Annotated in this window: 6 protein-coding genes; 5 read left to right on the forward strand and 1 reads right to left on the reverse strand. The window is 71.4% G+C overall.

What is annotated here, in order from left to right:
• Positions 1-144: 144 nt before the first annotated feature.
• The 5 genes from AC08OJ_RS14955 (at position 145) to AC08OJ_RS14975 (ending at position 9,201) form a co-directional block, all read left to right on the forward strand.
• The gene (locus AC08OJ_RS14955; protein WP_476593714.1) at positions 145-1,497 is read left to right on the forward strand and encodes a hypothetical protein; all 1,353 of its coding nucleotides are present in this window, start codon (positions 145-147) and stop codon (positions 1,495-1,497) included.
• Complete coding sequence (locus AC08OJ_RS14960) at positions 1,494-2,849, forward strand: glycosyltransferase family 4 protein (protein ID WP_476596029.1); 1,356 nt, start codon at positions 1,494-1,496, stop codon at positions 2,847-2,849. The genes AC08OJ_RS14955 and AC08OJ_RS14960 overlap by 4 nt, the downstream gene beginning before the upstream one ends.
• Before the next feature lie 21 nt (positions 2,850-2,870).
• The gene (locus tag AC08OJ_RS14965) at positions 2,871-7,607 is read left to right on the forward strand and encodes an alpha-(1->3)-arabinofuranosyltransferase domain-containing protein (protein WP_476593716.1); all 4,737 of its coding nucleotides are present in this window, start codon (positions 2,871-2,873) and stop codon (positions 7,605-7,607) included.
• 79 nt (positions 7,608-7,686) lie between these two features.
• The gene (nicT, locus tag AC08OJ_RS14970) at positions 7,687-8,832 is read left to right on the forward strand and encodes a Nickel transporter NicT (RefSeq protein ID WP_476593717.1); all 1,146 of its coding nucleotides are present in this window, start codon (positions 7,687-7,689) and stop codon (positions 8,830-8,832) included.
• 228 nt (positions 8,833-9,060) lie between these two features.
• On the forward strand, positions 9,061-9,201 hold the full coding sequence (locus tag AC08OJ_RS14975) for a hypothetical protein (RefSeq protein ID WP_462187057.1): 141 nt from the start codon (positions 9,061-9,063) through the stop codon (positions 9,199-9,201).
• A 422-nt stretch (positions 9,202-9,623) separates the two neighbouring features.
• Here the strand turns inward: AC08OJ_RS14975 and AC08OJ_RS14980 are convergent, their stop codons facing one another.
• On the reverse strand, positions 9,624-10,238 hold the full coding sequence (locus AC08OJ_RS14980) for a Crp/Fnr family transcriptional regulator (protein WP_476596030.1): 615 nt from the start codon (positions 10,236-10,238) through the stop codon (positions 9,624-9,626).
• Positions 10,239-10,392: the final 154 nt, after the last annotated feature.

Genomic DNA, 10,392 nt, shown 5'->3' on the forward strand with positions numbered 1-10,392 from the left:
ACAAGGCACTGACAATCCGTTGAGCACCGTTCCCGGGCGTACCAGGCGGCCGACCACCCCGGCGCGGGTGAACCGGCCCCACGCGGGCATTCCGTTGCGCGGGGTGGGGAGTACCCCTGCGTATGTCGTCGGGGAGGACTCCGCATGAAGCGCAATACCGCCCAACTGGGCGGCGCGTCGGCCGCGATCGCGACCGACGGCTGGACGCTGCGTAAACGCCTAAAACAGACCCGGGGCACCCGACTGCGGGGGGCGGTGCGCGGCGCCATCCCGCTGGCGCTGGCCGGCCAGCTCGCCAACCTCGCCAACATGGGCGTCACGCTGATCATCGCGCGCGCGATGAGTACCCGGTCCTACGGCGCGGTCGCCCAACTGATCGCAATCTTCTTCATCGTGTCCATGCCGGGCAGCGCCCTGCTCGTAGGGGTGGTCCGGCGGATCACCACCTGGCAGCACAGCGGGCAGTTGGACCTGGTGGCGCAGTGGGTCCGCCGGGTCCGCCGGGTCGGGGTCGCGCTCGTGCTGGTCGTCGCCGTGCTCGCGGTGGCCGCTCGGGGCTTCGTGGCCCACGAGCTGTCGCTGCCCGGTCCCGGCGGCGTCGCCGAGATCGTGACCGCCGGTGCCGCCTGGTGTCTGCTCTGCGTCGACCGGGGGCTGCTGCAGTGCGGCCGGCTCTATCCGGCGCTGGCCGCCAACCTGCTCGTCGACGCCGCAGTGAAGACGGTGTTCACGATCGGGTTGGTGCTCGCCGGTCTGGACGAGACCGGCGCGGCGATCGGCGTCCTGCTCGGTGTGCTGGCCGCCCTCGCCCACACGCGGTCCACGCTGCGCCGCCACCCGGACGCGGTCGTAGGAATGTCGCCGGAGCCGGGCTCGCCCGCGGCGCCCACGGCCCCGCTGGCCGTCGAGGTCGGCGCCGCTCTTGTCGCGCTGGCGATGCTCGGCCTCCTGCAGAACATCGACGTCCTTATGCAGGGCCGGCTCGCCCCCGACCAGTCGGGCTCCTACGCGGCCGTCTCGGTGGCCAGCAAGGTACTCGTACTGGCGGCGGTCGTACTGGCCGGCTTCCTGCTGCCGGAGGCCGCCGATCGACGACATCTCGGGCAGCACGCCCTCCATCAACTCGGAGCAACGCTAGCGATACTCCTCGTACCCGCACTGGGGCTGCTCTCCGCCGCTCTCCTCGCACCCGACACACTTCTCTCCCTGGCCTTCGGCTCTCGCTTCACCGATGCCTCCGGCGCGCTTCTCCCCTTGGCCGCAGCGATGACCTGTCTCGGAGCTACCGTGCTGTTCACCCACTACCTGCTCGCTCTCGGCGAGCGTGGCGTACTGCTGGCCCTGGGGCTGGCCGCCGCCGCGGCCGTCCCCCTCATGCTGTGGGCGGACGGATCACCGACGAGCACCGCCCGCGCCAACCTCGCCTGCCAGGCCGTGCTGGCCATCGTCACCGGCCTGTCGGTGCTCGCCGCCGCCCGCCGGACGGCTCGGGCATGAGCGCCGCGAGCAATCGTCGCGGCCCCGGCGCGACGATCCCGCCGACCCCCGATGGCCTCGTCGTGCCGCCGGCCGTCCCGGTCCCGCCGGCCGTCCCGGTCCCGCCGGGCCTCCTGGCCGCGCAGGTGGGAGCGCCCGGGATCGAGGCCGCGCCGCGCCGACTCTCCCTCGCCGAGCTGGTCGAGACTTCGGGACTGCGCCGCGTGCACATGCTGGCCTGGCGTGATCTCGACGACCCCGAGTCGGGCGGGTCGGAGCTGCACGCCGACAAGGTCGCGGAGCTGTGGGCGCAGGCCGGCATCGACGTGAGCCTGCGCACGGCCGTGGCGTCCGGCCATCCGGAGTCCGTCCACCGCAACGGCTACACGGTGGTCCGCAAGGCGGGCCGGTACTCGGTCTTCCCGCGCACAGCGGTGTCCGGCGCGCTGGGCCGCGGCGGGCCCTGGGACGGTCTGGTCGAGATCTGGAACGGGATGCCGTTCTTTTCCCCGGTCTGGGCCCGCTGCCCCCGGGTGGTGTTCCTGCACCACGTGCATGCCGAGATGTGGCGGATGGTGTTGTCCACGAAGCTGGCCAGGATCGGCGAGACCGTCGAATTCAAGATTGCTCCACTGCTGTACCGGCGTACGCGCATCCTGACGCTGTCCCCGTCGTCCCGGCACGAGATCATCGAACTGCTCGGCCTGCCGCCGCGCAACATCTCGGTCGTGCCGCCGGGCATCGACCCGTCGTTCTCCCCCGCAGGCGAGCGCTCGCCGCATCCGCTCGTCCTCGCTGTCGGGCGTCTGGTGCCGGTGAAACGGTTCGACGTCCTCATCGACGGGCTCGTCCGCGCCCACGATGAACATCCGGCGATGGAGGCGGTCATCGTCGGCGAGGGCTACGAGCGGGTGGAGCTGGAGAAGCGGATCTCCGCTGCCGGAGCCGGCGGCTGGCTGCACCTCGTCGGGCGGGTCGACGACGACGCCCTGCTGGCGCTGTATCGGCGCGCCTGGGTGCTGACCTCGGCCTCGGCCCGTGAAGGCTGGGGCATGACGATCACCGAGGCCGCTGCCTGCGGCACGCCGTCGGTCGCGACGAAGATCGCCGGACACACCGACGCGGTCGTCAACGGCGAGACCGGCGTGTTGGTGGAGGATCCGGCCGACCTGGGCAAGACACTGGCCGGCGTGCTGACCGATCACGATCTGCGCGCCCGGCTGTCCGTCGGGGCGCTGGCGCATGCGGCGACCTTCACCTGGGCGCAGACGGCTCGCTCGACGTTCGCGGCACTCGCCCGGGAGGCGGCCCGGCATCAGGGCCGCCGCTCCACCGCGGCCCGGGCCGCGGACCTGGTTGGGCCGCACCGGTGACTGCGGTAATCCGGTGATCCGGTGACCGTGACCACGTCGCCGTCCGGTCCGGCCCCCTCCGGTCGCACCGAGTCCGATCGCTCCGGTCGCACCGAGTCCGGTCCGGCCTCGGCGACGATCCGGCGGCGGCCGCCATCCTGGCCGACCCTGGTGCTGGCCGCCGTGGCGTATCTGCCGCTGCTGGCGACGGCACCAGGAAAGATCGGCGCCGACACCAAGGCGTACCTCTACCTCGATCCGAGCCGGATGCTGCGCCGGGCGGTCTCCATGTGGGACCCCGGCATCGGCATGGGCACCGTCACCCATCAGAACATCGGCTACCTGTTCCCGCAGGGCGCCTTCTACTGGCTGCTGGATCTCGTCGGCCTGCCCGACTGGGTCGCGCAGCGGCTGTGGACGGGCTCCATCCTGTTCGGCGCCGTCACCGGCGTGCTGTTCTTACTCCGCTCGTTCCGCTGGCCCGACCGCTTCGCGTTCGTCGCCGCGTTCGGCTACATGCTCTCGCCCTACATCCTGGAGTACGAGGCGCGGATCTCGGCGATCCTGCTGCCCTACGCCGGACTGGGCTGGTTGATCGGCATCACCGTGCGCGGGTTGCGCGAGGCGGAGTCCGGCCGGGCCGGCTGGCGCTTCCCCGCCGCCTTCGCCCTCGTGGTCACGACGATCGGCAGCATCAACGCCTCCAGCCTGATCTTCATTCTGTTCGCCCCACTGCTGTGGATACCGTTCGCCGTCTGGGGTACCCGCGAGGTCCGGCTCGGCGCCGCCGTGAGTATGTGCACCCGTGCGGTGCTGGTCGTTCTCGTCACGTCGGCATGGTGGATCGCGGGGCTCTACACCCAGGCCGGTTACGGCCTCAACGTCCTCGCCTTCACCGAGACAATCGAGACGGTCGCCAGCAGCTCGCAGGCCTCTGAGGTGCTGCGGGGCCTGGGCAACTGGTTCTTCTACGGGCAGGACGCGCTCGGTCCGTGGATCGGGCCGGCCACCCATTACACCCAGAGCATCTGGCTGACCGCGGTCAGCTTCGCCATACCCATCCTCGCCCTGATCGGTGCCTCGGCCATCCGCTGGGGCCAGCGCGGCTACTTCGTCGCGCTGATCCTGCTGGGCACCACGATCGCCGTCGGCGTCTACCCGTACGACGATCCCTCGCCCTGGGGACGGCTGTTCAAGGACTTCGCCGAGGGATCGACGGCCGGTCTCGCGCTGCGTTCGCTGCCCCGGGCGGTCCCCCTGGTCGCGCTGGGCATGTCGGTGCTGCTCGCGGGCGGGCTCGCCGCGCTCTGGGAGCGGTACGCGGCGGCCGGTCCGACCGCTACGGCCGCTACGGCTGCCCCAGGTGCCCCGGGTGGGCGGCCGGTCCGGTCGGGCCGGCGCCGGCGGCTGGTCCCGCCGCTCGCCACCGGGGTGGTCCTGCTGTTGCTGGCCCTCGACATGTCACCGCTGTTCCGCGGCGAGTTCGTCGAGCCGTTACTCGAACGCCCCGAGCACGTCCCCGCCTACGAGACCGAACTCGCGCGCGCCCTGGACACTAGGAACAACGGGACACTTGGGAACAACGGCACGCGGGTGCTGGAGCTTCCCGGTGCCGACTTCTCCCACTACCGCTGGGGAAGCACCCTCGACCCGGTCACCGAGGGGCTGATGGACCGTCCGCTGGTCGTGCGGGAACTCATCCCCTACGGCGAGGCGGGCAGCGTCGACCTGGTCCGCTCGCTGGACCGCCGGTTGCAGGAGGGGGTATTCGAAACCTCCGCCCTGCCAGATCTCGCCCGGCTGATGGGCGTCGGCGACGTGGTGCTGCGCAGCAACCTCGCCTACGAGCGGTACCGGACCCCGCGCCCCCGGGCCACCTGGAACCTGTTCACCTCGACCAGACCGGACGGGCTGGGCGTACCGCAGACCTTCGGACCGCCGGTCGCCGAGGATCCCGGTATCCCGTTCACCGACGAGATCACCCTCGGCACCGACCCGTCGGTGCCCGATCCGCCGGCGCTGGCCGTCTTCCCGGTCAGCGGCGCGCAGCCGATCGTGCGCACCGCCACCACCGCGCGGCCCCTGCTCGTCAGCGGCAACGGGGAGGCGCTGGTAGACGCGGCGGCCTCCGGCCTGCTCGCTGAGCCGATCGCCGACGGGCGGGCGATCCTCTATGCCCCGGCACTCGCCACCGATCCCGCCGCGATGCGCCAGGCCCTCGACGACGGTGCGGACCTGCTCATCACCGACACCAACCGGCGGCGCGCCGAACGGTGGACGGGCATCCGGGAGAACTTCGGCTACGTCGAGCAACCCGGGGTCAGGCCGCTGGCGAAGGACCCGAACGACAACCGGCTGCCGATGTTCCCCGACCAGAACGTGACCAGCGAGACCACCGCCGCCCTACACGCCCCGGGATCCCCGGCGAAGATCGCTGAGGTGACCGCCACCAGCTACGGGAACAGCTTCTCCTACGGGGCGTCCGACCGGCCGGTCCGCGCGATCGACGGCGACCCGGGCACCGCGTGGCGGGTCGGCGCCTTCACCGACCCGGCCGGGGAAGCCTGGCAGACCACGCTGGCCGAGCCGACGGCGACGGACCAGATCCGCCTCGTCCAGCCGCTGACCGGGCCGCGCAACCGGTGGATCACTCGGGCGACGCTGACCTTCGACGGCGGCTCCCCGGTGACCGTCGCGCTCACCGACGCCTCCCGCACCGCCGCCGGGCAGGTCGTGCGCTTCCCCACCCGGGCCTTCCGGACGTTGCGCATCCACATCGACGCGACGAACACCGGCCGGCAGCGCAGCTACGACACCGTCTCCGCGGTCGGGTTTGCCGAGGTCGCCATCCCCGGAGCGAACGGGGCACCGCTGACGGCCGAGGAGGTGCTGCGGATGCCGAGCGACAGCCTCGACGCCGCCGGCGCCGCCTCCCTCGGCCACCGGCTGGCGCTGGAGCTGTCCCGGGACCGGGCCAACCCGTCGGAACCGTTCAAGCAGGACACCGAGTCGGTCATCAGCCGGTCGTTCTCCCTGCCGACGGCCCGGACCTTCGCGCTCACCGGCACCGCCCGCGTCTCCGCCTATTCCCCCGACGACCGCGTCGACCAGGTGCTGGGCCGCCCGGCCGCCCTCCCGGTGGTGACCTCCTCCGGCCGGCTGCCGGGATCGCTCGCGGCGCGGGCGTCGAGCGCCTTCGACGGAAACCCGGCCACCGCGTGGAGCCCGGGCATCGGCAACCCGCGGGGCAGCTGGATCCAGGTCGCCTCGCCGACCCCGTTGACGGTCTCGTCGATGACGATGTCGATCGTCGCCGACGGTCGGCACTCGATCCCGACCCGCATCGGGATCGAGGTCGACGGCCAGCGGGTCGGCGCGGTGGCCGTGCCTCCGGTCACCGACACCTCGGCGCGCGGGGGCACCCGCGAGGTGGCCCTCACCTTCCCGGCCGTTACCGGTGGCACGTGGAAGTTCGTCGTCGACGACGCCCGGACCGTCACCAGCATCGACCCCATCAGCCGCTCGCCGCTGGCGATGCCGGTGGGCCTCGCCGAGATCGGGATGCCCGGCCTCGCGGCCGGCGCCGCGGGTACCGGTCAGCCCGCGGCGGGCACGACAGGCACGGCAGGGAGCACCAGGACGGGGCTGTTGCCGGCCCAGATCCCCGCGCCCTGCCGGACCGACCTGCTGAGCATCGACGGTCAGCCGGTGGGGGTGCAGGTCACCGGGGGCACCGCCGACGCGGTCAACCGGCTCAGGTTGACCGTCGCCACCTGCGGCCAGCCGGTCACCCTCGGCCCGGGGGAGCACGTGATCCGGACCACCGACGGGGCCCTCGCCGGCATCGATCTCGATCGCCTGCTGCTGGCCTCGGACGCCGGCGGCGGCCCGTGGCTGAACGCGACCGGCGCCGCCTCCGCCGTCTCCCCTGCCGGGACCCCACCAGCCGCGACGGGCACCACCGGCACGACGTCGGCCGCCACGCCACGGGTGACGGTCCAGTCGGCCGGCGACACCTCCTTCACCGTCGACGTGACGGGGGCGCGGCCCGGTACCCCGTTCTGGCTGGTGCTCGCGGAGAGCCTCTCCCCGGGTTGGAAGGCGACCGTGGGCGGCGCCGACCTGGGTACCCCCAGGCTGGTGGACGGCTACGCGAACGGCTGGCGGATCACCCCGACGGCCGCCGGGTTCACCGTCACGCTGACCTGGGCCCCGCAACGGATCGTGTGGTTCTCCCTGGTGTTGTCCGCGGTGACGGTGCTGCTCTCCCTCGCGCTGGTGATCTTCTACACCCGCCGAGCCCGCGCGACCGTGGCCACGCGGTCGTCCCGAACGTCCCGGGCACCCGAGCCGGATCTGCCGACGGCCGAGCCGTGGTCCGACCGGGCGGGGCGTGCCAGCCCGCGCACCACCGTGCTCGCCGTGTTGGGGATGGGTCTGCTTTCGGCGGCGCTGGTCTCCCCGGTGGCGGGGGTCATCGTCGCCCTGGCGACGGCCGTGGCGCTGCTCGTGCCCCGCGGCCGTCTGCTGACCCGCGTCGGCCCGGTGGTCTGCCTGGGCGTCAGCGCCTTGTACGTGCTGCAGGTGCAGGCCCGGCATGCGCTGCCGACGGACGGAGACTGGGTCGCCGCGTTCGGGAAGGTGGCGACGATCTCCTGGCTCACGGTGCTGCTGCTGGCGAGCGACCAGCTCGTCGCCCAGCTGCAACGACGGCGCGTGGCGGCGGCAAAGCTCTGCATCATGGATGCTTCTGCAACTAAGTTGCAGAAGCATCCATGATCTGGTTATCGTTCTTCTGCCCGCCGCACGAGAACTCCCCCGTCCACGTCGGCGGGTGCACCGCGAGGGGAGACCTGCCATGGCCGCGCAGGCCGGCACCATGCCGAGGGATGGCCTTCCCACCGGGGTCCGCGGGGCGCTCGACCGCCGGGAGTGGGTGCGCGTCGGCGGCATGGCCGCGGTCATCGTCGGGCTACACGTGATCGGCTGGGTGACGCTCGCGGCAGTCATCGCACCGCACCACTACCGCTTCGGCGCTGACGGCCAGGTCTTCGGGGTCGGCCTCGGAGTCACCGCCTACACTCTCGGCCTGCGCCACGCCTTCGACGCCGACCACATCGCCGCGATCGACAACACCACCCGCAAACTCATGACCGACGGTCAGCGCCCACTGTCCGTCGGCTTCTTCTTCTCCCTCGGCCACTCCACGGTCGTGTTCGCCCTGGCGCTGCTGTTCAGCGTCGGCGTCCGCTCCCTGGCCGGGCAGATCGAAGCCGACGGCTCGACCCTGCACGACGTCACCGCCTGGATCGGTACCGCCGTCTCCGGTGGCTTTCTCTACACCATCGCCGCACTCAACCTCGTCATCCTCCTCGGCATCATCAGGGTCTTCCGCGACATGCGCCGCGGCGGGTACGACGAGGCCGGCCTAGCGGAGCAGCTGAACTCCCGCGGGCTGATGAACCGCGTCCTCGGCCGTTTCACCAGAGCGATCACCCGACCCTGGCAGATGTACCCGCTCGGCATGCTGTTCGGTCTCGGCTTCGACACCGCCACCGAAGTCGCCCTGCTCTTCCTCGCCGCCGGCGCCGCCGGGGCCGGCCTGCCCTGGTACGCCATCCTCGTCCTACCGATCCTGTTCGCCGCCGGCATGAGCCTGCTCGACACCATCGACGGCTCGTTCATGAACTTCGCCTATGGCTGGGCCTTTTCCCAACCGGTCCGCAAGGTCTACTACAACATCACCATTACCGGGCTGTCCGTCGCGGTCGCGTTCCTCATCGGCAGCGTCGAACTGCTCGGCATCCTCGCCGAGAAAGCACATCTCACCGGCGGGTTCTGGGACTGGGTCGCGGGTCTGGATCTCAACGTCGTCGGCTACTTCGTTGTCAGCCTGTTCGTCGCCACCTGGGCCGTCGCTCTGCTGGTCTGGAAGTACGGCCGTATTGAGGAGAGGTGGGCGACGGGCCTGCCCGAGGAAGGCCGGGTCGAACCCGCCGGCTGACCGCCTGGCGTCCGGTTCGGGGACCACCGACAGCACGGGCCTGGCGGCCGCCCCGAACCCGGGAACAGCCCGCACGAGGGACATGGCCGCGCCGGAGGCCGTCGCCACGCCGGGCATGGTTGCCGCGTCGACCGATCGGGAGAGCAGGAACCAGGCATCGGCTCGACCTATCGACGCGAGATCCACCCGCACCGGGTGAAAATCACGGCCACGCAGTTCGGGATAGTCATGTTCGACGACATCGTCGAACAGTTCGGCGGAGACGGCGAGCGCCAGGTCGGCCGCCGAGCATCGAGCGAACTCGGCCCGGAGGGCGGCGCAGTCACGCAGTTCCGATGCCTTCACCACCGCTCGTCCCGAGAAGCCTGACTCGTCGACGCGGGTGATTCCCTGGTGCATCGCGACGCGTAACCGAACCCACTCCGAATCGGGCCGGGAGTCGTTCAGGTGAAACAGCACGATGCGCAGCGCCCGGACGAAGGCAGCGACGACCCGGCCCTCGTCGATGCCCGGCGGAAGAATCGCGATCTCACCGCCGCCGACGGCCGGAAAAATCCAGTGTGCCCGGTCCATCTCGGCCAGCGCGCACACCTCGTCCACCACCGTACCGAGGTCACGCTGCCACCTTCTCAGCCGCAACACACCCGGCGGCGCGGTGCCGGTCCGGTCGGCGTCCAGGGCAATACACATACGCCGGATTCCGGGCGGTCTTCCGCTCACAGGCAACCTCCGCGGCCAGAACCGGACAGCAGCCACTGTCCCGCGTCACGCGGACCGACCGCCCCGTATTCTCACGGGTTTGCGGCAAGCCGCAACGCCCCGATGTCGTGGATCACGGCAGTGCGATAACCAGTGTCAAGGACGTTGCGCTGCCGCAGTTCCCGCAGCACCTTGTGCACTGTCGGCTCGGCCGCGCCGACCAGGGCGGCAAGCTCCGGCTGAGTGAGGGACACCCCGACCGATCGCCCACCGCCGGCGGCACCGCCATACGCCCGCTCCAGTTCGAGGATCACCCGTGCCACCCGCACCGCGACCGGGCACCCGCCGAACTCGACCCGACGGCGGGTCGCCGAGCGCAGTTTCGTCGCGATCGTGCTGGTCACGATCTGGTGCACGTCCGGCTGCCGGCGCAGGAAGGCGACGAACGCCTCGGCCAGGATCACCTTCGCGAGCACAGCCCCGGCGGCGGTCACCGTCGCCGAACGCGGCTCGGAATCCACCCCCGCCAGCTCGCCGACGAGGTCACCGCCGTGGCGAATGGCCAGCAGCGCGAAGCCGCCGTTCTCGGTCGCCGCGGTGACCTTCACCCATCCGTTCAGCAGGAGGACGACGAAGTTGGTGGTGTCCCCCTCCCGCATCACGATCTCCTCGCTCGCGTACTCCCGGTAGAGGCCGATCTGCAGCATTTCCGCCCGGCACTCCGGCGACATGCGGCCGAGCAGACTCGCCTCAATGCCATTTCCGCTAAGTTGATCAAGCTGCGGTCTGGGGTTTCATGGGGTTGGCGAGCCTGATCGTGGGCGGGGCGTGGTGGCGGATGCCGTGCTGGCCGGGTTTCTT

Source organism: Frankia sp. CgKIO3 (assembly GCF_977946435.1).